Source organism: Inquilinus sp. (genome assembly GCF_057815775.1).
This window is the reverse complement of sequence record NZ_JBYRFX010000988.1, coordinates 1-21,604: the sequence shown is the minus strand read 5'-3', so window position 1 is coordinate 21,604 and position 21,604 is coordinate 1. Positions and strand designations below refer to the sequence as shown.

Here is a 21,604-nt window from a genome sequence, read left to right as displayed (position 1 = left end):
GATCAGCACGATGGTCAGCGCCGCGCCGTTGAAGATGTCGCCGCGGTCGGTCAGGGCGAAGATGCCGACCGGCAGCGTGACCCAGCCGGGCGGGTAGACCATCACGGTGGCGCCCAGCTCGCCCATCGACAGGGCGATGCTCAGGCTGAAGGCGGCCAGCAGATAGGGCATCAGCAGCGGCAGCGTGACGTGGCGCAGCCGGAAGCCCGGCTTCGCGCCCAGGCTTTCCGCCACCTGCTCGAACTCCGGCGCCAGCCGCGACAGGCCGGCCGAGACGTTGCTGAAGGCGAAGGCCGAGATCAGCACGAGATGGACCACCAGCACGATCAGGATCGTGCCGTTCAGCAGCACCGGCGGCTGGCTGTAGGCGACCAGCACGCCGAGGCCGACCGAGACCGACGGCACCGCGCTCGGCAGGAAGAACACCAGGTCCAGGACGCGGCGCAGCCGGCCGGCCAGCGGCCGCAGCGACAGCGCCGCCCAGGTGCCGGCGACCAGCGCGACCAGGCTGGCGACGATGCCGGTGACCAGGCTGGCCCAGATCTGGTCGGCCGAGGCGCCGGAGACGGCGTCGCCGTAATGGCCGAGGGTCGGCAGGCTGGGCAGCACGCCGTTCCATTGCCCGGCGAAGCTGGCCAGCACGATCACCGCCAGCGGCGCGGCGTAGAGCACGCCGATGATGGCGACCGTCAGGGTCCAGGCCGCGGCCCGGCTGCGCTTAGACCACAGGAGCATGGCGGCCCCCCAGCTTGCCGATCGCCAGCCGGTAGAACCCGAACAGGGTCAGGGACAGGCCGACATTGATCACGGCGATGACGCAGGCGGTGGTGTAGTCGAATTCCTGGATCGCCTTGTCGTAGATCAGCAGCGGCAGGGTGATGACGCCCTTGGCCCCGATGAACAGCACGATGCCGAATTCGTTGACGGTCAGCAGCAGGCACAGGCTGCCGCCGGCCAGCAGCGCCGGCAGGGCGGCGGGCAGGATCACCTCGCGCACGATCCGGGCGGGGCGGGCACCCAGGCTGCTCGCCACCTCGATCTGCGACCGGTCGATCAGCGAGAAGGCGGCCATCAGCGGCCGCATGACGAAGGGGCTGTACACCGTCATCTCGGCCAGGATCACGCCCCAGGGCGAATACAGGAAATCCACCGGCGGCACGGTAAGGTGCAGGACATCGACCAGGCTGGCGTTCAGCATGCCGGCCGAGCCGTACAGGAAGGTGAAGGCCAGCGTGACCAGGAAGGTCGGCAGGGCGATGAAGGTGTCGACCAGCCGGGCGATGGCGCCGCTGCCGGGGAACGGCACGAAGGACAGCAGCAGGGCCAGGCTCAGCCCGACCAGCAGGCAGCCGGCCGTCGCGGCCAGCGCGATCTCGATGGTGTTGACCAGGGCGCTGCGGAAGGCGCGGGTGCCGATCACCTCGGCGAAATGCGACAGGCTCATCGCATCGCCGTCGCCGGTCAGCGCCTGGCGCAGGATCAGGGCCAGCGGATAGGCGAACAGCGCGGCGACGACCAGCAGCGGCGGCACCACCCACAGCGCCTTCGTGCCGGGCAGGGGCGCGCTGCGGGCCCCGCGGTCCGAGGCGATCGTCACCGGCGTTCGTCCTCGGGCACCAGGCTGGCATCCGCGGCGGCGAAATGCAGGTCCAGCGTGCCGCCGATCGCCGGCGGCTGGCGCAGCGGCGCCGAGACGACGCGCAGCACCGTGCCGGCGACCTCGACCGTCAGCACATGCTGGTCGCCCTGCCACAGCACCTCGCGCACCGTGGCGGGGACGACATTGTCGTGATCCGGCCGGGGCGACAGCGACAGCGCATGCGGGCGGACGCACAGCAGCGCCTGCGTGCCCTTGTCCAGCGACCGGTTGGGCGTGGCGGACAGCACGAGACCGCCGATGCTCACCTGCGCCATCGGGTTGGCATAGCCGGCGTCTTCGATCACCACCGGCAGCAGGTTGGCCCGGCCGAGGAATTCGGCGGCGAAGCGGTTGGGCGGGGTCTGGTAGAGGTGGCCAGTCGGGCCGTGGGCGTTCAGCCGGCCGTCGCGCATCACCGCGATGCTGTCGGCCAGGGTCAGGGCCTCGCTCTGGTCATGGGTGACGTAGAGCACGGTCAGATCGGGCAGGTCGCGGTGCAGCCGCGCCAGCTCCTCCACCATCGACCGCCGGATCTGCGCGTCGAGCGCCGACAGCGGTTCGTCCAGCAGCAGGACGCGGGGCTGGATCGCCAGGGCGCGGGCGATGGCTACGCGCTGCTGCTGGCCGCCGCTGAGCTCGCGCGGGTAGCGGTGCGCGTAGCTTTCCATCCCGACGATGCGCAGGCATTCGCGCACCCGCTCGGCGATCAGGTCGCGCGATGCACCTTGGGCGCGCAGGCCGAAGGAGACGTTCTCCGTCACCCGCATATGCGGGAACAGGGCGTAGTTCTGCACCACCATGCCGATGCCGCGGCTGTAGGGCGGCAGGTCGGTGACATCGACATCGCCGATGCGGATGCGGCCGGAGGTTGGGCGGACGAAGCCGGCGACGGCGCGCAGGGCCGTGGTCTTGCCCGAGCCGGACGGGCCGATCAGCGCCAGGATCTCGCCGGGCTGGACCTCGAGCGTCAGGTGGTCGAGCACGACGGTGCCGCGATAGGCGACCGTCACGCCCTCGAACCGGATGGCGTTGCTGGCCTGGGCGATCACGCCGGCCGCCGAAACCGACGGCGCGTCCTGCGCGCCGTCGGCCGTGGTGGAGTAAACAGCCATCAGCTGCCGGTGACCTCGTGCCAGCGGGCGACGTCGGCCTGCAGGTCCTTCAGCACGGCGTTCCAGTCCGGGCTCCAGATCTCGACGCCCTGCATCGCCTGCTCGATCTTCTTGTAGTTGTCGTCGGTCGGCTTGACGTCGGTGCGCACCGGCAGGCCGATCGCCACGGCGCTGACCTTTTCCTGCGACTCACGGCTGAGCAGGAAGTCGATCAGCTTCTTGCCGTTGGCGCTGTTCGGCGCGCCATGCACCAGGGCGACGTAGTAGGGCAGGGCGAAGGTCGAGCGCTTGCCGTCCTTGCCGGCCGGGAAGAAGATCCGGATGTTCGGGTTGTCGGCCATCTGCGACATGTTCATCTGCAGGTCGCCATTGGCGACGAACAGCTCGCCCTTGTTGACCAGGGCGGTCAGCTTGCCGGTCGAGGAGGACGGGCCGACATTGTTGTCCTGCAGCTTCTGCAGGTAGTCGAACGCCGCATCCTTGCCGCCGAAGGCGTGGATGGCCTGGATCATCACGGCGGTGCCGTCACCGGCCTGGCCGGGTGTCGAATACTGGATCTTGCCCTTGAACTTCGCGTCCAGCAGGTCGGCGAAGGTCTTCGGCCCGTCGGTCAGGGTCGAGCCGTTGTAGATGAAGCTGAGATAGTTGTTCACCAGCGGCAGGTACGCGTCCTTCGGGCCCTTCTCGGCGGCCGGGATCTTGTCGGATCCGGCGGCGGCATAGGGCTCCAGCAGGCCGGTGGCGGCCGCGTTCTGGATGAAGGGCGGCAGGGTGACCAGGACGTCGGCCTGCGGGTTCGACTTTTCCTTGGCGATGCGGTCGACCACGACGCCGGAGCCGGCCTCGATGTACTGCACCTTGATGCCGGTGGCCTTGGTGAAGGCGTCGAACTGGTCGCCGTACCAGCTCGGCGTGCCGTCATGCAGGCCGTCGGCGCTGTAGACCGTGACCACGTCGGAGGCGGCGAGTGCCGGACCGGCGGTGAGCAACGCGAGCGCGCAGATCGCGATCGCCGGGGTCTTGATCGTCATAAGGGAACCTCTCGCATCCACGGGATCGTGGCGCGCGGGAGACTATACCCCTTCTGTGAAGCTTCTGTGTCACTTGGGTCGCCACTTTCGTGACGACCCTGGACACTACAGAATCCGTCAGTTCAGCGGGATCGACAGGTTGAAGGTCAGCTCTTCCACACCCGGATTGATGTCGCCGATGCCGGCGTTGGAGATGTGGTGGAAGGCGGCGCCGACACGCATCTTGTTGTCGAATTCCCACGCGGCTTCGACGCCGGTCCGGAATTCGAGGGTCGAGCCCATGCGCCGGCCATCGCCGTTGAAATAGGCGCCGACCGCGGCATTTGGCGACAGGATGAAGTGCTCGCCGAAATGCACGTCAAGCATGCCGCCGCCATAGACATAGGCCGCGGAATCCGTGTTGCCTTCGATACCGACGAACGGCCGGATGCGCAGGAATTCCGAGTTGAAGCGCAACTCGACCCGGCCGAGGCCCGCACCGCCGTCGTCACGGCTGGTGTCCTTGGTGTCGCCCTTGTCGTTCAGGATGTTGTAGTAGCCGGCGCCGACGGTCAGCGACAGCGGCAGGTCGGTGTTGCCCGAGCCGATGTGGATGTCGCCGACATCGGAGGTCTCACCGAGGATGCCGGCAGCCAGGATCGCGGCCGAGCCGATGCCGATCCAGATCGGCACGTTGGCGGCCTGCGCCGATTGCACGGTTCCGAACAACAGAGCGGCCGCCGCGACGCCGGTCAGGAGCTTTTTCATTCGACACCCTTCACGTTCCTGCCGGGACGCGCGCCCCGGGGTCCGCGGATGATTACGGGGGCGTGAAAGCCGACGCAATCCTTTTCGCCCGGCTTATTGCGGCGGCGCGTCCGCATCCGTGGTGCTGTCGCCGCGCTGGTCGAGGCGCAATTCGATCCGCCGGTTGCGGCGATACGCGTCCGGCGTGGTGCCGGTGTCGAGCGGCTGGTACTCGCCGAAGCCGGCCGCGGCCATGCGCTGCGGCGGTATGCCCTGGCTTGCCAGGAAATTGAGCACCGACAGGGCGCGGGCGGTCGACAGCTGCCAGTTGGTGGGGAACTGGCCATTGCCGGAGATAGGCTGGCGGTCGGTGTGGCCGTCGATGCGCAGCAGCCAGTCGACGTCGGGCGGGAACTGGGCGGCGATTCGCTTCAGGGTCGCGGCAAAAGCGGCCAGCTGGTCCTCACCGCCCGGCTGCAGGTCGGCCGAGCCGACCGGGAACAGCACCTCGGACTGGAACACGAAGCGGTCGCCGACGACCCGGACATCCGGCCGGTCGCCCAGCACGTCGCGCAGCTTGCCGAAGAAGGCGGAGCGCGAGCGGCCGAGTTCGTCGACCTTGCGCACCAGCGCCTGGTTCAGCCGCGAGTTCAGGTTGGCGATCTCCAGATCCTTGGTGGTGACCGTGGATTCGGAGTCGCGCAGCGTCGATTCGATCTGCGACAACTGCTGCCGCAGCGCCGCCGCCTCATCCGCCAGTTGGGCGCCGTTGCGCCGCTCGGTGTCGCTGGTCGATTTCTCGGTCGCCAGCGCCGCGGTGGCACGGTCCAGCGTGCCGCTGAGGTCGGCGATGCGGGTGTTGAGCTGCGCCACCTGCGCCGTCAGGTCCTGCACATCCTTCTGCGACGCGGCAGCGCGGCTGTTGGCGTCGCCGATCTGGGCCTCCAGCGCCTTGGCCTGGTCCTGGCCGGCCTGCACCGCCTGGTCCCGCGCCGTCCGGGTCCGGTCCAGCTCGGCGGTCAGCGCCGCCGCATCCGCCTGGCGCTGCTGCAATTCAGTCTGGCGCTGCTGCAGCTCCGCCTGCCGTTCCTGCAGCTCCGTCTGGCGCTGCTGCAGCGTGGCGCCCAGATCGTCGGCCTCCTTGCGGCTCGCGGCCAGGGCGGTCGACAGGTTGGTCACGGTCAGGTCGCGGTCCTGCCCGCTGGTGCGCAGCGTGGCGGCGTCGGCCTGCTGCTGCGCCAGCTCACGCCGCTGCCGTTCGATCGTCGCCTGATTGTCCTGGATCACCCGCGCCGCTTCCTGCAGCTGCGCATCGCGGTCGGTGGTGCCGCCGGTCAGGGTCTGGACCTGGGCCAGGGCGGCGCGCAGCTGCTGGTCGATGGCGTCGCGATCCTGCGTGGCCGCTGCCAGCCGGTTGCCGAGATCGGTGCGCTCGCGGGCGCCGGCATCGAGATCGGTGGACAGGCGGTCGACCCGGGTCTTCAGGTCGTGGCCGCTTTCCTGTTCCAGCGCCAGCCGGTCGGTCAGGTCGGACACCTGGCGGTTCAGCCGGCTGACCGTCTGGTCGCGGCCGCTGACCAGGGTCGACAGGTAGAATTGCGAGACCAGGAACACCATCAGCAGGAAGATGACAACCATCAGCAGCGACGACAGCGCGTCGACCCAGCCGGGCCAGACGTCGATCTCGCGTCGTTCGCCGAAGGGATGTCGACCGCGCATTGCCATCGGCGTCAGCGCGCCTCCGGCCCTTCCGCCAGCGCGGCGATGGTGCGGGCCAGCAGCTTGATCTCGCCCCGGACCTCGCCGGACAGCTGGATCCGGCCGGTCGAGATCTCCTCGATCATCCGCCGCACCGTGGTGTCCAGGCTGCGGATGTGCTGCCGCGTCGGCTCATCCATGCCGAAGCGGTCGGTCTCCAGCACGGCGGCGAGGCGGGTGAGGACGGCGGCGGTCGCCGCCTGCCCGTCGGCCAGCCGCGCGGTCAGCGCCTGCTGGCCCTGCAGGTGGTCGTCGATCGAGGCCAGCTGGTTGGCGACGGCGCCGAGCACGCCGCCCTGGCCGCGGCGCTCCTCCTCGGCCTGGACCGTCAGCCGGCGCAGCGCTTCGAGGTTTTCCGCGGTCTGCGCCACCACCGATTCGACATAGGCCGGGAAGACCGATTCCGAGATCTCGAATTCGGGGCCGCCCTCGCGCGGACCGGCCGACAGCCGGGTGTTGGCGGACAGCCAGTCTTCCAGCTCGTTGTAGAAGCGGTTCTGCGCCTGGCTGGCCTGCAGCTCAAGGAAGCCGAGCGCGAGCGAACCCGACAGGCCGAACAGCGAGGCGCTGAACGCCGTGCCCATGCCCTGCAGCGGGGCTTCGAGGCCATGCTTCAGGCTGGCGAAGGCGGCGCCGATGTCGGTCGCCTCCATGTTCAGCCCGGCGATGACGCCGCTGGCCGACCGCACGGTCTCCAGCAGGCCCCAGAAGGTGCCGAGCAGGCCGAGGAAGATCAGCAGGCCGATCAGGTAGCGCGAGATCTCGCGGCTTTCGCTCAGCCGGGCGCCGACGCCGTCGAGCAGCGAGCGCAGGGCCAGCGGCGACAGGCTGAGTTCGCCTTGTTGTTCGCCGATCACCCGGGCGATCGGGGCCAGCAGCCGGGGCTGCGGCGCCGGGGTCCGGCTGCCGTTGCGCTGCGCCAGATAGGCGCCGATCCAGCGGATGTCGGGTTCCAGATTCAGCACGGCGCGGAAGCAGAAGACGATGCCGAACAGCGTGGCGCACAGGATCACGCTGTTCAGCGCCGGATTGGACAGGAAGGCGGAGGAGACGCCGGGCGCCAGCACGGCGGCGACGATGGCGACGACGATGACGAAGATCGTCATCCGGATGAGATACCGCCGCGGGCTCGACATCGTGGCACGCATCGAGGCAGACGGACGGGACGCCACGGCGGTGATCGACATCAGAGGGCCTTCACTGGATCCGCAGGTCGACACGATCCGCCGGCTGGTCGGCCGACGAGGTGTTGCCGAGCGCGCGCAGGGCGATGCGCTTGCTGTCGATGCCGCGATCGATCAGGAAGGCGCGGATGTTGAGCGCGCGGCTGAGCGAGATGCGGCGGGCATTGGCGGGATCCGGCTTGGCGCCGGCATAGGCCCGGATCTCGATCTGACTCGCGGCATTCGCCACCAGCCGTTCGGACAGGCCGGCCAGCAGGTCGCCGGCCGTGTTGTCCATCTCGTCGGCGCCGGGGGCGAAGCGGATGCGGAAGCCCGTGCCGGCCACCAGCCCGACCGTGTCGCTGGGCGCCATGGCTTGGTCGGCGGTCACCTTGACGTTGGTGTTGGCGAAGCCGCCGCCCTTCACCGTGACGTCGGCGTCGTAGGATTGCGGCGCATCCGGCAGGCCGGGCAGGGACGGGATACCGGAGTCGGCCGGCTCCAGGAACGGGATCGGCCCTGCCGCGGGGCCGGCAGAGGTCGGCACCGGCAGCGGTCGGGGCGGCGCGGCCTGCCCGCGGGTCAGGATGTGGGTGTCGAGTGGCAGGTCGCCATCGGCCCCGGTCGCATCCTGCGCCGATGCCGGAACGGCACCCAGCAGCAGGGCGGCCGGAACCACCAGGATCGCCGCGCGGAAACGCATCCGCCGGTCGGTCTGTCGCCGATTGAACAAGCCGAACCTCACAGCACTACGGAACATCGATCATACACCCGCTCGGGACGGGGCGGACCATAGCCTAGCGGAGGTGGCCGAAACAATCGCCAAGCAGGATTACGACGCGGCGGCGGCAGCCTTCGGTGCCCGCGGCGCCCGGGACTTGGTGATCGCCATGGCCAGCGTCTTGTGCATCAGGGCATTGCCGGCGACGATGGTCTCGGCGTTCAGGGCCGGGCTCTTGCCGTCGATGCCGGTGATGAAGCCGCCCGCCTCCTGGATCAGCACGATGCCGGCGGCGACATCCCACGGGTTCAGGGAGGTTTCCCAGAAGCCGTCGAAACGGCCGGCCGCGACATAGGCCAAATCCAGCGCCGCAGCTCCCATCCGGCGGATGCCGGAGACATGCGGCATGATCATCTGCAGTTCGCGCTGGAAGGCGACGCTGTCGCCGCGGCCCTTGAACGGCATGCCGGTGCCGATCAGGGCATCGGCCAGGTGCGAGCGGCTGGAGACGCGCAGGCGCCGGTCGTTGAGATAGGCGCCGACGCCCTTTTCCGCCCAGTACAACTCGTCCGTCACCGGATTGTAGATGACGCCGGCGACCGGCACGCCTTCCTGCTCCAGCGCCAGCGAGATCGCGAAATGCGGGATGCCGTGCAGGAAGTTGGTGGTGCCGTCGAGCGGGTCGACGATCCAGCGCCGGTCCTTGTCCTCACCCTCGACGCCGCCGCTTTCCTCCATCAGCCAGCCGAAGCGCGGCCGCGCGCGGGTCAGCTCCTCGCGCAGCGTCGCCTCAGCCTTGAGGTCGGCGGCCGACACGAAATCGGCCGGGCCCTTGCGGCTGACCTGAAGATTCTCGACCTCGCCGAAATCTCGGGTGAGGCCGCGCCCGGCCTTCTGGGCCGCGCGGATCATGACGGTAATGAGAGGGGAACGTCCGGCCATAAGGGGAAATCAGTCCTTCGCGCGCTCAAGATAGGTGCCGTCGGCCGTGTTGACGACGATCCGGATGCCCGAGGCGATGTGCGGCGGCACCATCACGCGCACGCCGTTCTCCAGCAGGGCCGGCTTGTAGGAGGAAGAGGCGGTTTGCCCCTTCACCACCGGGTCGGCCTCGGCGATAGTCACGGTGACGGTCTGCGGCAGCTCGACCGACAGCGGCGAGCCTTCGTGAACGGTGATGGTGCAGACCATGCCTTCCTGCAGGAAGCGGGCCGGTTCGCCGACGATGTCGGTCGGGACCTGCAACTGCTCGAAGTTCTCATTGTCCATGAAGGTGAAGTGATCGCCTTCCTGGTACAGGAACTGCATCTCGTGTTCGTCGAGACGGGCGCGCTCCACCGTTTCCTGTGTGCGGAAACGCTGCTGCGTCTTGGTGCCGGTGCGGGCGTCCTTCATCTCGACCTGGATGATGGCGTTGCCCTTGCCCGGCTGGATGATCTCGATCTTGGTCACGAGCATAAGCTTGCCCTCGTGCTCGAGGACATTGCCCGGCCGGATCGTGATGGCGTTGACCTTCATGGCGGATCTTCTGACAGAAATGCGTGTCGCGCCCCACTGGCGCGCCGGGGCGGCACGACAGGGCGGCGCGATGGGCGCGGACCCTAGCAGCAAGTCCGGTGAAGGGCAACGTCGAGTCGGCGGGAATCCGGCGGATGTGCGGCGGTGCGCCGGCCGGCATGACCTGCTATCGAAGGGTCGATAGCAGGATCAGGTGACGACATGGCGACGGAATCGGGCATTCGGGGATTGCGGGGCCGCTGGTGGCAGAGCGGCGTCTATGCCCGCAAGCGGCCTTATCTCGAGGCCAGGGCCCGGATCACGGCGGCGGTGCGGCAGGTCTTTGCCGAGCGCGGCTTCCTGGAGGTCGACACCCCGGCCCTGCAGGTGTCGCCGGGGCTGGAGCCGCATCTGGTCGCCTTCGCGACCGAATTGCGCGGGCCGCATCCGGACGACGCGCAGCAGCTTTACCTGCACACCAGCCCCGAATTCGCGATGAAGAAGCTGCTGGCCGCCGGGCTGGAGCGGATCTTCCAGCTCAGCCATGTCTTCCGCAACGCCGAGCGCTCCGCCACCCATCATCCGGAATTCAGCATGATCGAGTGGTACCGGGCCGGGGAGGGCTACCGGGTGCTGATCGACGATTGCAAGGCGCTGTTCCAGGCCGCGGCGCGCGCTGCTGGCCGGGACCGGCTGTCGTGGCGCGGCCAGGAGTGCGATCCCTTTGCCGAATGGCGGGTGCTGACGGTGCAGCAGGCGTTCCTGGAGTTCACCGGCATCGACCTGCTGGCGACGGCGCCCGACCCGCTGGCCCCGGATCTCGCCCTCCTGAACGCCGCGACCACCGCGATCGGCATCCCGGCGCATGATGGCGACCGCTGGGACGACCTGTTCTTCCGCGTCTTCCTGGAGCGGATCGAGCCTCGCCTGGGTCTCGGCAGCCCCTGCGTGCTGACAGACTATCCCCTGTCGATGGCGGCGCTGTCGCGGCCCAACCCGGCCGACCCGCGCACCGCGGAGCGGTTCGAGCTCTATGTCGGCGGGCTGGAGCTGGCCAACGCCTTCGGCGAACTGACGGACGCCGCGGCGCAGCAGGCCCGGTTCGAGGCCGACATGGAGCTGAAGCAGCAGCTCTATGGCGTCCGCTATCCGATCGACGAGGATTTCCTGGCGGCGCTCGACCCCGACCGCGGCGGCGGCCTTCCCGATTGCAGCGGGATCGCGCTAGGCTTCGACCGCCTGGTGATGCTCGCGACCGGGGCCGACCACATCGACGATGTGCTGTGGGCCCCCGTCATCGGAACGATGACTGCCCGATGATGTCATCGGAACGATGACCTCACGGTAGCGTCATCGGAACGATGACTGGGCGCCGAACGTTCTGGCCGGGCGTCCGAAAGGCCGTGCCGTCGATCCGGAGTAGCTGATGATCTTGCATCCCGACTGCGAAGCGTATCTGGCGGCGGTGGAACGCTGGCGGGAGGAGACGAGTATCCAGAGCTGGGCCGATGTCGGGCCCGACCGGGCCAAGGCGATGTTCAGCCAGCTGCGGCTGTCGCGGATGCCGCCGCTGCCGGAGATGGACCTGGTCGAGGATTACGAGTTCGAGGGCCGGGCCGGGCCGCGCCGGGTGCGCATCCTGCGGCCGAAGGGGGCCGGGACCGGGCCGCTGCCGGTGGCGCTGTATTTTCACGGCGGCGGCTATGTCCTGGGCGGGGTTGACGAGAGCGAGGACGAGGCCCGGCGGATCGCCGCCAACACGCCGGCGCTGGTGATCTCGGCCAGCTATCGGCTGGGGCCGGACCATCCGTTCCCCGCGGCGATCGACGATGCCTATGACGCGCTGCTGTGGACCACGCACCACGCTGCACATTTCGGCGGCGACCCGCGGCGGCTGATGGTCGGCGGCACCAGCGCCGGCGGCGGCCTGGCCGCCGCGATCAGCCGGCTGGCGGCGACCGAGAACGGGCCGCGCATCGCCCTGACCTATCTGCTGTGCCCCTGGCTCGACATGACCATGAGCCAGCATTCGGTGCTGGACTATGGCGACGGCTACGGCCTCGACCGGCCCGATCTCGAATGGTTCCGGCAGTGCTATCTCGGGGCCGACGAACGGGCCGACCATCCGCTGGCCTCGCCGATCCTGCATCCGATACCGCCGCGGCTGCCCAAGACCTTCGTGCTGGCGGCGGAATGCGACCCGCTGCGCGACGAGGCCCGGGTCTACGCCCGCAAGCTGAAGGAGGCGAAGATCCCGGTGACCTATGTCATGGCCGCCGGCATGATCCACGCCTTCAACGCCCTGACCCACCTGATCCCCGCCGGCCTGCCGCACATCGCCGCGATCGACGAGGCGCTGCGGGGGGTGTGAAAGGGGCTGGTGGCCGTCTCCGCTGTTCTATTGTCGCCAGTCCGGCTCCAATGGCCCGGCCTCTCCGTTGTCATTGCCGGGCTTGACTCGGCAATCCAGGAGATGTCGACAGTCTCTGGATGCCCGGATCAAGTCCGGGCATGACAGATTCTGTGAAAATATTCTAATATTAACAATAGCTTATAAATTAATCCTAAAGCTCTGCATGAGCTTCATTCCACGTCCCGCTCGACCCTGAACCGGGTGCCGGTCACGCCGGCGATGCGGATACGGGTGCCGGCCGGCAGGTCCGGGCCCTCGGCGCCCCAGGTCGTCTCGCCGACCCGGATGCGGCCGATGCCGTTGGCGATCGGCTCGGTCAGCGTCACGACGCGGCCGATATACTGCTCGCCGCGGCGGTTGAGCGTCGGCTGGTCGCTGGCCTCGGTCCGCGGCTTCAGATAGACCCGCCAGGCCACCACGGTCGCCACCGCCAGCACTGCGAAGATCAGCACCTGGCCTTCGATGCCCAGCCCGGGAATCAGCCAGGACAGGCCGCCGACGTTGGCGGCCGAGACGGCGAGCCACAGGAAGAAGGTGGCCGGCATCAGCACTTCCAGGATCAGCAGCACGACGGCGCCGATCCACCACCACCAGAATTCCGGGCCGTCGATGATCATGAAGACGGGTTCCACGGCCCGGTGCCGGGGGCGGGGGCGGCCGGCGGCTCCGCCTGCCGGCGCGGCAGCGGCTGCGCGGCCCCGTCACGGCCACCGAAGGCTTCCTTGGCGATCTCGGCGATGCCGCCGATGGCGCCGATCACATTGGCGGCGTCGAGCGGCAGGAACAGCACCTTGTGGTTCGGGGCGCTGGCCATCGCCTTCAGCGAATCGACGTATTTGGTGGCGACGAAGTAGTTGAGCGCCTGCACGCTGCCATTGGCGATGGCCTCGCTGACCATGCCGGTCGCCTTGGCCTCGGCCTCGGCCGACCGCTCCCGCGCCTCGGCATCGCGGAACGCCGCCTCGCGCCGGCCTTCGGCTTCCAGGATCGCCGCCTGCTTCAGGCCTTCGGCGCGCAGGATCTGCGCCTGCCGGGTGCCTTCGGCCTCCAGGATGGTGGCGCGGCGGTCGCGCTCGGCCTTCATCTGCCGGCCCATGCTCTCGACCAGGTCGCGCGGCGGGGTGATGTCGCGGATCTCGATGCGGGTGACCTTGACGCCCCAGGGCTCGGTCGCGTCGTCGACCACCTTCATCAGCCGGACGTTGATCTGGTCGCGGTTGGACAGCAGCTCGTCCAGGTCCATCGACCCCATCACCGTGCGGATGTTGGTCATGGTCAGGTTGATGATCGCGGTTTCGAGGCTGCCGACCTCATAGGCCGCCTTAGCCGCATCCAGCACCTGGTAGAAGATCACGCCGTCGACCGTCACCATGGCGTTGTCGCGGGTGATGATCTCCTGCTGCGGCACCTCCAGCACCGTCTCCATCATCGACAGCTTGGCGCCGATCTGGTCGACGAAGGGCACGATCAGATTCAGGCCGGGGCGCAGGGTGCGGGTGTAGCGGCCGAACCGCTCCACCGTCCATTCGCGGCCCTGCGGCACCGACTTCACCCCCATGAAGATGACGAGGACCGCCAGGACCAGGATGGCGAGGACGATGATCGTGACCGGGGTGAAGGACATAGTGCGTTTCGCTCGTTGTGGCGACTTGGCGGCAGTGTGCCATACCGGGCCATAGGACCGGATGCATTATTTCACCACGTCTTTGTGGCGGAATCGCAGCCGCAAGCGCAGCGGGGCGAACCGGGCACTACATCAGGAATTCGGCGGCGCCGAGATCCTGGATCACATAGACGCTGATCGTGAGGTCGGCCCTGCGGTCGCCGTCGATATCCGCCTGCACCACGAACAGGTGCGGCGTCGCAGTGGTGACGACGAGCAGCTCCGCACCGGCGCCGGTGAAGCCGCCGGCGCGGAAGGTGAAGGCGGTGTCGCCATTGGCGGCTTTGCCGTCGGCATCGATCACCCGCAGGTCGATCCGGTCGCCTTCGCCGGACCAGAAATCGAGGATGATGTCGCGGCCCGGCGCCGCGGCCACGCTGTCGCCGGCGGCGATATAGACGAAGCGGTCGGCATGGCCGCCGCCGGCCAGGATGTCGCCGCCACCGCCGCCGCGCAGCACGTCGTTGCCATGGTTCCCAGCTAGCCGATTCGCGCCCGCGTCGCCGAGCAGGATGTCGGCCAGGGTGGAGCCTTCCAGCCGTTCGATCCCCTCCAGCGTATCGCCCGCCGCATCGCCGACCGTGCCCCGCCCGGCGGCGAGGTCGACGGTCACGCCGATGGGAGCGGCGGCATAGGAGGCGGTGTCGGTGCCGGCGCCGCCGCGGAGCCGGTCGGCTCCCGCGCCGCCATCCAGGGTGTCGTCACCATCGTCGCCGTCGAGCGTGTCTGCCCCGGTGCCACCGAAGAGAGCGTCGTTGTTGGTTCCGCCGGAGAGGGCATCGTTTCCGTCGCCGCCATCGATCGAATCATTGCCGCCGTCACCGGAGGCGCGATCCGTCCCGGCCGCGCCGACCAGCCGGTCGTCACCGCCGGCACCGACCAGGATGTCGTCCCCGGAATTGCCGTAGAGCGCATTGCGCCCGCCATCGCCCGTCAGCCGGTCGGCATGGCCGGAGCCGACCACGATCTCGATGCTGCTCAGCCGGTCGCCCGTGGCATCGCCGCCGGACGCCGTGCCGCGGGCGAGATCGATCGTCACCCCCGCCGCTGAGGTCTCGTAATTCGCCTGGTCCTGGCCGTCACCGCCGATCAGCGTATCCGCGCCGGCACCGCCGCGCAGGACGTCGTTGCCGGTCTGCCCGAGCAGGCGGTTGTCGCCGCCATTGCCGGTGATGCGGTCGTCGAATCCCGACCCCCGCGCCTCCTCGATCGCGGCGGAATCGGCACCGGGATAGATGTAGATGTTGTTGCCGCGGGCATTGGTGCTGGAGAAGGTGCCGGGGCGCAGATCGATCTGGCTGCCGTAGAGCGACCCCGACAGATCCAGCAAGTCGTAGCCGCCGGTGTCGTGGATGGTGAAGCCGCAATTGCCCAGCGCCTCGTTGTCCAGACGATAGCCGGGCTTGCCGCCGAAGCCATAGACGTCGTCACCGGTGTTCAGGGCGACAACGGTCCCGGGCGGCAGATACTTCTGCAGGATCGCGGCGATGTCGGCGGCCATCGGCGTGGACGTGAAATAGCTGCTGCCGAAGCCGGCATCGGCGCCGGAGAAATACGACATCACCGAATAGGGCCAGCAATCCTTGGTGAAGATCGCATCGGTCCAGTAGTCGCCGCCGGTGTTGTAGGGGCCGCCATGGCCGAGGCCGAGGGCATGGCCGATCTCATGCAGGAAAGCCTGGAAGCCGTAGCCGCCGGCCCTGAAATCGCCACCCCAGAAGCCCTGGCCGATGTTCAGCAGCTTCGACCCGGCCGTGAAGAAGGCGCCAGGGGCGATGTTCTCGAAGATGATGTCGGCGCCATCAGTCACCTCCCGGAAGGTGACCGGGACGACGCTCGACCATTGCTGCATCGCCAACCGCGCCGCGGCGAGCTGGGCCGGATTGTCCTCGAGGCCGCGGAGATCGACCGCGACATCCAGGTCGGCCAGCTTGTAGTCGTGCCCCTGGGACCACAGCCAATAGCCGGTCTTGAGATAGTCGACATAGCCCTGGAAGGACGAATTCGTCGGCGCCACGCGTTGCCTCCCGATCGAAATCCCCGCGCGTGAAATCTCCCCATGGAGGCGGCGGGATTGAACAACGATCAATCGCAATACGGATCCACTGTGGCGAAGTATACACCGGCCGGATCAGGGCTCGAACTGTTCCTTGAGGATCCGCTCCTCCAGCGTCTTGCCGGGGTCGAACAGCAGGGTCAGCGACACGTCGCGGGCCTCGGCGATCTCGACCCGGATCACGTCGCGCACCTCGGTCGAATCGGCCACGGCGCTGACCGGGCGCTTCGTCACTTCGAGGATATCGAGGACCATCTTCGCCTTGTGCGGCAGCAGCGCCCCGCGCCAGCGCCGCGGCCGGAAAGCACTGATCGGCGTCAGCGCCAGGATGCCGGCGCCGAGCGGGATGATCGGGCCATGCGCCGACAGGTTGTAGGCGGTTCTGCCGGCGGGGGTCGAGACGATGGCACCATCGCAGATCAGCTCCGACATCCGCTCGATGCCGTCGATGGTGATTCGCAGCTTCGCCGTCTGCCGGGTCTGGCGCAGCACCGACACCTCGTTGATGCCCAGCGCCTCATGCACCGTGCCGTCCGCCGTGGTCGCCCGCATCCGCAGCGGATGCAGCAGCACGGTGCGGGCTGCCGCCACGCGCTCGGGCAGGTCTTCCTCGTGGAAATCGTTCAGCAGGAAGCCGACCGAACCGCAGTTCATGCCGAAGATCGGCCGCCCGCGCTCGACGCAGCGGTGCAGCGTTTCCAGCAGGAAGCCGTCGCCACCCAGGGCGACGATCGCATCCGCCTCCGCCGGCGGATGCTGGCCCCAGCGCGCGACCAGGCGCGCCTGGGCGGCCAGCGCCTCGGCCGTATCGGCGGCGACGATCGCCAGGCGGGGCGGTGAGGAGGGGGCAGTGATGCGGGTCATAGCCCGGGGACTGTAGTCGATGCGCAAATCCGGTCCAGCCCAGAAGCGTGAATATGCCGTTCACGGTGACTTCACGGCACAGGGCGGAGAGTGATCAGGCCATCAAGCGACCCATCAAGGGAACGATGGCCATGAGGGAGGATTTGGGGATGATTCCGACTCTGGTGGGGATATTCGTCGTCACGGCCGCGCTGCTCTGGCACGCCGGCCTCGACTTCGCGGTGGTGGCGGGCGGCACAGCGCTGTCGGGCACCATCCTGATGATGGCGCTGAGTTGATCAGCCGCCGGTCACGCTCATATGGCGGGCCACGGCCGGCTGCATATGGCGGCGGTCGATGAAGAAGTCGTGGCCCTTCGGCTTGCGGGTGATCGCGTCGCGGATCGCGGTCTCCAGCGCGGTGTCCGTCGGATCCGCTCGCAGCGGTGCGCGCAGGTCGGCGGCGTCGTCCTGGCCGAGACACATATAGAGGGTGCCGGTGCAGGTCAGCCGCACCCGGTTGCAGCTTTCACAGAAATTATGGGTCAGCGGCGTGATGAAGCCCAGCCGCCCGCCCGTCTCCTCGACCCGGACATACCGCGCCGGCCCGCCGGTCTGGTAATCGGTCTCGGTCAGCGTCCAGCGCTGTGCAAGATTGGCCCGCACCTGGGACAGGGGCAGGTACTGGTCCAGCCGGGTCTCGCCGCCGATGTCCCCCATCGGCATCACTTCGATCAGCGTCAGGTCGTGGCCGTTCTCGCCGCACCAGCGGATCATCGTGTCGAATTCGTCGTCGTTCACGCCCTTCAGCGCCACGGCGTTGATCTTGATTTGAATGCCCGCGGCCTTGGCCGCGGTGATGCCGTCCATCACCTTGTCGAACTTGCCCCAGCGGGTGATCGCCAGGAATTTTGCGGGGTCGAGCGTGTCGAGGCTGACATTGATCCGGCGGACGCCGCACGCGGCCAGCTCCGCGGCATGGCGGGCGAGCTGGCTGCCGTTGGTGGTCAGCGTCAGCTCTTCCAGCGCGCCGGTGCCGAGGTGGCGCGACAGGCGGCGAATCAGGGACATGACATCGCGCCGGACCAGCGGCTCGCCGCCGGTCAGCCGCAGCTTGCCGACGCCATAGCGGATGAAGGCGCTGCACAGCCTGTCCAGCTCTTCCAGCGTCAGCAGTTCCGCCTTCGGCAGGAACGTCATCTCCTCCGACATGCAGTAGACGCAGCGGAAGTCGCAGCGATCCGTGACCGAGACCCGGAGGTAGCGGATGGCGCGCCCGAACGGATCCACCAGCGGGGCGCTGGAGGCGGGCGATGGATCGATCAGGGGCGTCGGCATCTGGATCGTCATATATGCCAATATAGGATGCCCTTCGGCGAAGGCGTATGCTTCTTTGTAATCCGAGACGTGACAGCAGGGCCTGATGATCCGGAAGCTTATCGGTGTGGTGCTGCTCCTGGTCGGCGCCTTTCTCCTGTTCGGTGCCGCCGCGGATGCGTGGGATCGCGAGCAATGGCGCCAGGCCGCGGTCGAGATCGACGCGCTGGTGCTGCCGCGCGAAGCCGGGGCGAAGCTGGGACAGTCGATGCCGGCCCTGGCCGGGGCCGAGACCGTGGTGCGCATGGGCGCCCTGCGCGCCGTCTATGCCGCCCTTGACACCGGCCTGGCCACGACGCCCCCGTCCGGCGACCGCATCACGGTGCTGATCGACCCGCAGCAGCAGGACAAGGCGGTGCTGAACGACCCGCTGGCGATCTGGAGCAACCAGCTGGAATCGGGTGGCATCGCGGTGCTGCTCGTGCTGGTCGGCCTGTTCATGATGCGGTCCAGGGGACGTCGGCCGGCGATGATGATGACCGGTGGGGCTGCCATGACGATCGCCACCGCCCTGCGCCAGGCGACATCGCGGCAGGCAGGCGTCCAGCAGGCAGGCGCGCGGGCCGATGCGCGGACGGCGACCCGGGCCGCCTCGGCCAGCGCGGCCGTGGCGCGGTCGGCAGCGACGGCGAAACCGGCGCGATTCACATCCGCCACCGTCACCTCCACTGTCGTGCAGCGCATGCGGGACAGCGCGGTCACGGTCCACCGTGCCGGTGGCCCGTCCGTCGTCCGCACCATCGAGCGGCCCAGCGGGGCCCTGCCGATCCTGGTGTTCGGCGTCATCGTCGTGGTCCTGGTCGTCACCCTGGTCGCCGGGTGAGCCAGGCCGCGCCGGTGCTCGGCGCGATCCTGGCCGGTGGCCTGGCCCGGCGCATGGGCGGCGGCGACAAGGGGCTGCGGCCGCTGGCCGGCGTCCCCATGCTCGACCGGGTGATCGCCCGGGCGGCGCCCCAGGTGGTGGCGCTGTGCCTGAATGCCAATGGCGACCCCACCCGCTTCGACCGTTGGGGCCTGCCGGTGGTCCCCGACGACGTGCCTGGTGCGGCCGGGCCGCTGGCCGGCATCCTGGCCGTGCTTGACTGGGCGGCGGCGACGCGGCCGGAGATCGAGCTGGTTGCCAGCTTCCCCTGCGATGCGCCGTTCATCCCGCGCGACCTGGTGGCGCGGCTGGCGGCGGCGCGGCGCGGGCAGGGGGTTGAGATCGCAGTCGCGGCCTCGGGCGGCCGCACCCACCCGGTGGTGGCGCTGTGGCCGGTGGCGCTGCGCGCCGATCTGCGCCGGGCGCTGGTCATGGAGGATATCCGCAAGGTCGAGCGCTGGATCGGCCGGCATTCCACCGCCGTGGTCGATTTCGCCTGCGACCCGGTCGATCCGTTCCTCAACAGCAACACGCCGGACGATCTGGCCGAGGCGGAACGGCTGCTGGCCCGGCATCCGGACCTCGGCTGATCGGGGAGGTGGCCCGTGGCTGCAGCACCGCGGCCCCCTGGTGACAGACGGATCAGTTGGAGGATGGCCGAAGCAGGAAGGGGAAGGTGTAGTTCGCCATGCGTTCGGGCGGTGCCGGAACCGGTGACGCGGCCCGAATCCGCCGCAACAGTTCACTATCGACGTTTGATGACCCGGAGGACTGGATCAAGTCGATCGAGCTCAGGCTGCCGTCGGTTTCGATGGTCACCGTGACTTTGATGATGATCTGTTCCCGCACCGTCGAATTCATGTTGCGGAAGCGGTTGTTCAGATAGCCTTGCAATTGCGAGACATAGCTCGCGCGTTGCCCTGCGGCGGCCGATGCCGCAGCAGAAGGCGGCGGCGCGGCCGGCTGGGCCGGCGGCAGGGCGGCGGTCTGGGTCTCGGGGGTCGGCTCGGTGCGCTGCGGCTGCACCCGTGGCGGCCGGCGTTCGGTGCGGCGCGGCGGGTCGGGCCGCTTCGGCGGCGGCTGCACCAGTTCGGGCTCCTCGGCCGTGACCGCATCCGGGACGGCGGCGACGACGGCATCGGTCTGCGCCGTCGTGGTGACGGCTTCGAGCGCGCTGGCCACCGGCGCCTCGTCCGGCGGCTGGATCTCCGCGGCCTCGGGCACGGCGGTGTCGGCCGGGGGCGGCGGCTCGGTCATCGGCGTAACTGTCGGATTCACGGGCTGGGCCGGGTCGACCGGCTGGGCCTGGGCTTCCTCGACCGGCTGCGTCGTCTCGGTCGATTCGACCGGAACGCTGTCGGGCGAACTCATGGCGGCATCGCCGAAGGCGGCCATGTCGACCGCCATCGGTGTGTCGCTCGGCGTCGGCGCCGCGGCCTCGCCGACCAGGCTCGGGATCAGGGCGACGATGACGCCGGCATGGAGCAGCCCCGACACGGCATAGGCGATGCCGCGGCCGGAAATTCGCAAACGGCTCATGGCGTGGCGGGTGCGGCGCCCGGGGTGGCGGCAGGCGCTGCACCGGCGCCGGGGGCTGCGGCCGGCGCGCCCTGGGCGATCAGCGAGACGCGGGCGAAGCCGGCCTGGCCGACGGCGCCCATCACCTCCATCACGCGGCCATAGGGCACGTCCTTGTCGCCGCGGACATAGACCACCGACCCCGGATTGGCCTTGGCCGCCGCCTGCAGCGCCGCCGGCGCCGTCTCCGTGGTCAGCACCTGGCCGTCGCTGAGCGACAGCGCGCCCGTCTTGTCGACGGTGACGATCACCGGCTTCTGCGGTTGGCCGACCTTGTCGGCGCTGGTCTTCGGCAGGTCGACCGGCACCCCGACCATCATCAGGGGGGCCGCGACCATGAAGATGATCAGCAGCACCAGCATGACGTCGACCATCGGCGTCACATTGATTTCCGCCAGCGGCGCGTAGTCCTCGCCGTCGTCGGAATCGAGCAGCGCGCCGGCCATTACTCGGCCGCCTGGCGCCGTGTGGCGCGGCGGCTGCCGGACAGGTGCTCGGCCATCAGCCCGATCGCGGTGCCGAAGGTCTGGTTCACCCGGCGCAGGTCGGTCGAGAACTTGTTGTAGGCCATGACGGCCGGAATCGCGGCGACCAGGCCGATCGCGGTGGCGAACAGCGCCTCGGCGATGCCGGGGGCGACGACGGCGAGGCTGGTGTCCTGCGAACTGGCGATCGAAGTGAAGCTGTTCATGATGCCCCACACCGTGCCGAACAGGCCGACGAAGGGTGCCGCCGAACCGATGGTGGCCAGGAAGGGCAGGCCGAGCTCGCGCCGGCGCACCACCTCGCTTGAGGCACGGCGCATCGCGCGTTCGATCCGCTCGCGGTATTCCGACCGGCTTTCCTCGGCATCGACCGCGCGCCACTGGGCCAGCCCGGCCTCGACCACCGGCCGGGCCGGGTCGGCCGGCACCAGATCGACCTCATGCTCGGTGTCCATCCGGCGGCGCAGGGCGGCCGCGGCGCGGCGCAGCCGGCCGATGGTGAACAGCTTGTCGATGATGATGCCCCAGCAGCCGACCGAAGCCAGGATCAGCAGCGCCAGCACGGCCTGGACGATGATGTCGGCCTGCTGCACCAGGGTGATGATCGAGAGATCGTGCGTCATCGCGGGGCTCCTCAGCGCATCAGGGCGACGGGCAGGCGCGACCGCGTCTGCACCCGAT

General features: G+C 69.0%; 23 protein-coding genes. 5 read left to right on the top strand and 18 right to left on the bottom strand.

Translation table 11 applies throughout. The annotated features are described in order from the left end of the window. The 10 genes from AC3XYG_RS35385 to efp all read right to left on the bottom strand — a co-directional run. On the bottom strand, positions 1-735 hold a 735-nt coding region (locus AC3XYG_RS35385), incomplete at its 3' end, for an ABC transporter permease subunit (RefSeq protein ID WP_489144588.1). Next, on the bottom strand, positions 719-1,597 hold the full coding sequence (locus tag AC3XYG_RS35380; protein WP_489144587.1) for a 2-aminoethylphosphonate ABC transporter permease subunit: 879 nt from the start codon (positions 1,595-1,597) through the stop codon (positions 719-721). The genes AC3XYG_RS35385 and AC3XYG_RS35380, both read right to left, overlap by 17 nt. Further along, on the bottom strand, positions 1,594-2,751 hold the full coding sequence (locus AC3XYG_RS35375) for an ABC transporter ATP-binding protein (RefSeq protein WP_489144586.1): 1,158 nt from the start codon (positions 2,749-2,751) through the stop codon (positions 1,594-1,596). The genes AC3XYG_RS35380 and AC3XYG_RS35375 overlap by 4 nt, the downstream gene beginning before the upstream one ends. Then, on the bottom strand, positions 2,751-3,782 hold the full coding sequence (locus AC3XYG_RS35370; RefSeq protein WP_489144585.1) for a 2-aminoethylphosphonate ABC transporter substrate-binding protein: 1,032 nt from the start codon (positions 3,780-3,782) through the stop codon (positions 2,751-2,753). Before AC3XYG_RS35370 ends, AC3XYG_RS35375 begins: the two co-directional genes overlap by 1 nt. 117 nt (positions 3,783-3,899) lie before the next feature. Further along, positions 3,900-4,529 (bottom strand): acyloxyacyl hydrolase, encoded by a 630-nt coding sequence (locus tag AC3XYG_RS35365; protein WP_489144584.1) that lies wholly within the window; start codon positions 4,527-4,529, stop codon positions 3,900-3,902. Positions 4,530-4,622: 93 nt separating this feature from the next. After that, the gene (locus AC3XYG_RS35360) at positions 4,623-6,227 is read right to left on the bottom strand and encodes a peptidoglycan -binding protein (RefSeq protein WP_489144583.1); all 1,605 of its coding nucleotides are present in this window, start codon (positions 6,225-6,227) and stop codon (positions 4,623-4,625) included. An 11-nt stretch (positions 6,228-6,238) separates the two neighbouring features. After that, positions 6,239-7,453: a flagellar motor protein MotA gene (locus AC3XYG_RS35355; protein ID WP_489144582.1), complete on the bottom strand. Its 1,215-nt coding sequence runs from the start codon at positions 7,451-7,453 to the stop codon at positions 6,239-6,241. Positions 7,454-7,463: 10 nt separating this feature from the next. Next, the gene (locus AC3XYG_RS35350) at positions 7,464-8,132 is read right to left on the bottom strand and encodes an OmpA family protein (RefSeq protein WP_489144581.1); all 669 of its coding nucleotides are present in this window, start codon (positions 8,130-8,132) and stop codon (positions 7,464-7,466) included. A gap of 129 nt (positions 8,133-8,261) precedes the next feature. Further along, positions 8,262-9,092, bottom strand: coding sequence for an inositol monophosphatase family protein (locus AC3XYG_RS35345; RefSeq protein ID WP_489144580.1), 831 nt, complete (start codon positions 9,090-9,092; stop codon positions 8,262-8,264). Between the two features lie 9 nt (positions 9,093-9,101). Continuing rightward, positions 9,102-9,668 (bottom strand): elongation factor P, encoded by a 567-nt coding sequence (efp, locus tag AC3XYG_RS35340; protein ID WP_489144579.1) that lies wholly within the window; start codon positions 9,666-9,668, stop codon positions 9,102-9,104. Positions 9,669-9,869: 201 nt separating this feature from the next. Here efp and epmA point away from each other — a divergent pair, with 201 nt between their 5' ends. Beyond that, positions 9,870-10,967, top strand: a complete 1,098-nt coding sequence (epmA, locus tag AC3XYG_RS35335; protein WP_489144578.1) for an EF-P lysine aminoacylase EpmA — start codon at positions 9,870-9,872, stop codon at positions 10,965-10,967. A gap of 106 nt (positions 10,968-11,073) precedes the next feature. Continuing rightward, on the top strand, positions 11,074-12,018 hold the full coding sequence (locus AC3XYG_RS35330; RefSeq protein WP_489144577.1) for an alpha/beta hydrolase: 945 nt from the start codon (positions 11,074-11,076) through the stop codon (positions 12,016-12,018). Positions 12,019-12,230: 212 nt separating this feature from the next. Here AC3XYG_RS35330 and AC3XYG_RS35325 read toward each other — a convergent pair whose 3' ends face one another. The 4 genes from AC3XYG_RS35325 to AC3XYG_RS35310 all read right to left on the bottom strand — a co-directional run bounded on the left by AC3XYG_RS35325 (position 12,231) and on the right by AC3XYG_RS35310 (position 16,643). After that, entirely contained in the window at positions 12,231-12,677 is a 447-nt protein-coding gene (locus tag AC3XYG_RS35325; protein WP_489144576.1) for an NfeD family protein, read from the bottom strand. Further along, a complete protein-coding gene (locus AC3XYG_RS35320) occupies positions 12,674-13,684 on the bottom strand; it encodes an SPFH domain-containing protein (RefSeq protein ID WP_489144575.1) in 1,011 nt (336 codons plus the stop codon). The genes AC3XYG_RS35325 and AC3XYG_RS35320 overlap by 4 nt, the downstream gene beginning before the upstream one ends. 127 nt (positions 13,685-13,811) lie before the next feature. Further along, positions 13,812-15,740 (bottom strand): M10 family metallopeptidase C-terminal domain-containing protein, encoded by a 1,929-nt coding sequence (locus AC3XYG_RS35315; protein ID WP_489144574.1) that lies wholly within the window; start codon positions 15,738-15,740, stop codon positions 13,812-13,814. Positions 15,741-15,854: 114 nt separating this feature from the next. After that, positions 15,855-16,643 carry an NAD kinase gene (locus AC3XYG_RS35310; protein ID WP_489144573.1) on the bottom strand — a complete coding sequence of 263 codons (789 nt, stop codon included), beginning with the start codon at positions 16,641-16,643 and terminating at the stop codon, positions 15,855-15,857. 53 nt (positions 16,644-16,696) lie between these two features. Between AC3XYG_RS35310 and AC3XYG_RS35305 the strand changes: the two genes are divergently transcribed. Continuing rightward, the gene (locus AC3XYG_RS35305) at positions 16,697-16,921 is read left to right on the top strand and encodes a hypothetical protein (RefSeq protein WP_489144572.1); all 225 of its coding nucleotides are present in this window, start codon (positions 16,697-16,699) and stop codon (positions 16,919-16,921) included. Here AC3XYG_RS35305 and moaA read toward each other — a convergent pair whose 3' ends face one another. Beyond that, positions 16,922-17,959, bottom strand: coding sequence for a GTP 3',8-cyclase MoaA (gene moaA, locus AC3XYG_RS35300; protein WP_489144571.1), 1,038 nt, complete (start codon positions 17,957-17,959; stop codon positions 16,922-16,924). Positions 17,960-18,044: 85 nt separating this feature from the next. On the opposite strand from moaA, the gene AC3XYG_RS35295 reads away from it, so the two are divergent. Further along, positions 18,045-18,821, top strand: coding sequence for a hypothetical protein (locus AC3XYG_RS35295; RefSeq protein WP_489144570.1), 777 nt, complete (start codon positions 18,045-18,047; stop codon positions 18,819-18,821). Then, positions 18,818-19,450 (top strand): molybdenum cofactor guanylyltransferase MobA, encoded by a 633-nt coding sequence (gene mobA, locus AC3XYG_RS35290; RefSeq protein ID WP_489144569.1) that lies wholly within the window; start codon positions 18,818-18,820, stop codon positions 19,448-19,450. The genes AC3XYG_RS35295 and mobA overlap by 4 nt, the downstream gene beginning before the upstream one ends. Before the next feature lie 52 nt (positions 19,451-19,502). Here the strand turns inward: mobA and AC3XYG_RS35285 are convergent, their stop codons facing one another. The 3 genes from AC3XYG_RS35285 to AC3XYG_RS35275 are packed head-to-tail and all read right to left on the bottom strand — an operon-like array spanning position 19,503 to position 21,546. After that, the gene (locus AC3XYG_RS35285) at positions 19,503-20,399 is read right to left on the bottom strand and encodes a TonB family protein (protein WP_489144568.1); all 897 of its coding nucleotides are present in this window, start codon (positions 20,397-20,399) and stop codon (positions 19,503-19,505) included. Continuing rightward, a complete protein-coding gene (tolR, locus tag AC3XYG_RS35280; protein ID WP_489144567.1) occupies positions 20,396-20,884 on the bottom strand; it encodes a protein TolR in 489 nt (162 codons plus the stop codon). The genes AC3XYG_RS35285 and tolR overlap by 4 nt, the downstream gene beginning before the upstream one ends. Next, complete coding sequence (locus AC3XYG_RS35275) at positions 20,884-21,546, bottom strand: MotA/TolQ/ExbB proton channel family protein (protein ID WP_489144566.1); 663 nt, start codon at positions 21,544-21,546, stop codon at positions 20,884-20,886. Before AC3XYG_RS35275 ends, tolR begins: the two co-directional genes overlap by 1 nt. Between the last annotated feature and the right edge of the window lie 58 nt (positions 21,547-21,604).

Coding starts and splice junctions, on each gene's coding strand:
- AC3XYG_RS35330 (WP_489144577.1), top strand. CDS start 11,074: ATGATCTTGCATCCCGACTGCGAAGCGTATCTGGCGGCGGTGGAACGC.
- AC3XYG_RS35370 (WP_489144585.1), bottom strand. CDS start 3,782: ATGACGATCAAGACCCCGGCGATCGCGATCTGCGCGCTCGCGTTGCTC.
- AC3XYG_RS35325 (WP_489144576.1), bottom strand. CDS start 12,677: ATGATCATCGACGGCCCGGAATTCTGGTGGTGGTGGATCGGCGCCGTC.
- epmA (WP_489144578.1), top strand. CDS start 9,870: ATGGCGACGGAATCGGGCATTCGGGGATTGCGGGGCCGCTGGTGGCAG.
- AC3XYG_RS35375 (WP_489144586.1), bottom strand. CDS start 2,751: ATGGCTGTTTACTCCACCACGGCCGACGGCGCGCAGGACGCGCCGTCG.
- AC3XYG_RS35365 (WP_489144584.1), bottom strand. CDS start 4,529: ATGAAAAAGCTCCTGACCGGCGTCGCGGCGGCCGCTCTGTTGTTCGGA.
- efp (WP_489144579.1), bottom strand. CDS start 9,668: ATGAAGGTCAACGCCATCACGATCCGGCCGGGCAATGTCCTCGAGCAC.
- AC3XYG_RS35360 (WP_489144583.1), bottom strand. CDS start 6,227: ATGCGCGGTCGACATCCCTTCGGCGAACGACGCGAGATCGACGTCTGG.
- AC3XYG_RS35345 (WP_489144580.1), bottom strand. CDS start 9,092: ATGGCCGGACGTTCCCCTCTCATTACCGTCATGATCCGCGCGGCCCAG.
- AC3XYG_RS35355 (WP_489144582.1), bottom strand. CDS start 7,453: ATGTCGATCACCGCCGTGGCGTCCCGTCCGTCTGCCTCGATGCGTGCC.
- tolR (WP_489144567.1), bottom strand. CDS start 20,884: ATGGCCGGCGCGCTGCTCGATTCCGACGACGGCGAGGACTACGCGCCG.
- AC3XYG_RS35295 (WP_489144570.1), top strand. CDS start 18,045: ATGATCCGGAAGCTTATCGGTGTGGTGCTGCTCCTGGTCGGCGCCTTT.
- AC3XYG_RS35320 (WP_489144575.1), bottom strand. CDS start 13,684: ATGTCCTTCACCCCGGTCACGATCATCGTCCTCGCCATCCTGGTCCTG.
- AC3XYG_RS35285 (WP_489144568.1), bottom strand. CDS start 20,399: ATGAGCCGTTTGCGAATTTCCGGCCGCGGCATCGCCTATGCCGTGTCG.
- AC3XYG_RS35310 (WP_489144573.1), bottom strand. CDS start 16,643: ATGACCCGCATCACTGCCCCCTCCTCACCGCCCCGCCTGGCGATCGTC.
- AC3XYG_RS35305 (WP_489144572.1), top strand. CDS start 16,697: ATGCCGTTCACGGTGACTTCACGGCACAGGGCGGAGAGTGATCAGGCC.
- AC3XYG_RS35275 (WP_489144566.1), bottom strand. CDS start 21,546: ATGACGCACGATCTCTCGATCATCACCCTGGTGCAGCAGGCCGACATC.
- AC3XYG_RS35350 (WP_489144581.1), bottom strand. CDS start 8,132: ATGCGTTTCCGCGCGGCGATCCTGGTGGTTCCGGCCGCCCTGCTGCTG.
- moaA (WP_489144571.1), bottom strand. CDS start 17,959: ATGCCGACGCCCCTGATCGATCCATCGCCCGCCTCCAGCGCCCCGCTG.